The following is a 1,128-nucleotide window of genomic DNA, read 5'->3' on the forward strand; positions in this document are numbered from 1 at the left end:
GGCCGGCCTGCTGCTGGGCTCGGACAAGGCCTACGAGGCCGACATCGTCCTGGGCGCGACCACCGATACCGACGACGCCGATGGCCAGGTCCTGCTGCAGCGGCCGGTGCCGGCGCTGGAGCGGGCGGCGCTGGAAGCGGCGCTGCTCCCGTTCACCGGGACCCTGCAGCAGCGCGCCCCGGTCTATTCGGCGCTCAAGCAGGGCGGGGAGCCGCTGTACGCCCGGGCCCGTCGCGGCGAAGCGATCGAGGCGCCGGTGCGCGAGGTCGTGGTCCATGCGCTGGAACTGCTCGAGTTCACCGGCGACCGCCTGCGCCTGCGCGTGACCTGCGGTTCGGGCACCTACATCCGCAGCCTGGCCCGCGACCTGGGCGAGGCGCTCGGTTGCGGGGCGCATATCGCCGGCCTGCGCCGCCTGTGGGTCGATCCGTTCAGGCAGCCGCGGATGCACTCCCTGGCCGCACTGGAGGCCCTGGCGGCCGACGGCGGCGAGGCGGCGCTGGAAGCCAGCCTGCTGCCCCTGGCGGCCGGACTGGCCGATTTCCCGCGGGTCGAGCTGGCACCGCCGTCGGCGGCGCGGTTCGGCCAGGGCCAGCGCCTGCGTTGGACCTGGGCGCCGGCTGAACCGGCCGGCGTCTTCACATCCGACGGAACCCCGCTGGGCCTGGCCTGCATCGACCACGACGGGCGCCTTTCCCCGCAACGGCTGTTCCGCAGCGGGGCCGGGCCGGGCTGAGCCGACGCGGGGAGTGCGCCTAACGCCTTGTCCACAAAGGTGCCGGCGGTTACAATTTGCGCGCCTTTTTTCAGGGCAATCCCTTTCCGTCCAGCTGGCTCCCATCGGGGCTGGGGACGGCCTTCCGCAAGCGGCGGGTCAGGCGGTGCGCGCACGCGTTCCTGCAGGCCTCGCATCCAAGAGAAAACACCATGTCCATCGACACCCAGAAGGTTATTGCCGACAACGCGCGCGGCGCCAACGACACCGGTTCGCCGGAAGTCCAGGTCGCCCTGCTGACCGCCCGCATCGAGCAGCTGACCGAGCACTTCAAGACGCACAAGAAGGATCACCACAGCCGTCGCGGCGCTGCAGCTTGTCGCGGACCTGGAAGGCTTCGGCCAGCCTGGTGC

Annotated in this window: 2 protein-coding genes; both read left to right on the forward strand. The window is 71.7% G+C overall.

Annotation, left to right across the window (positions count from 1 at the left end):
- On the forward strand, positions 1-736 hold a 736-nt coding region (locus J7528_RS23630), incomplete at its 5' end, for a tRNA pseudouridine(55) synthase TruB (RefSeq protein ID WP_291879733.1).
- Positions 737-927: 191 nt separating this feature from the next.
- Positions 928-1,128: 30S ribosomal protein S15 (gene rpsO, locus J7528_RS23635; RefSeq protein ID WP_291879734.1), on the forward strand; the 201-nt coding region annotated here is incomplete at its 3' end.

This window comes from Caulobacter sp., from assembly GCF_017744445.1.
Taxonomy (GTDB): Bacteria; Pseudomonadota; Alphaproteobacteria; order Caulobacterales; family Caulobacteraceae; genus Caulobacter.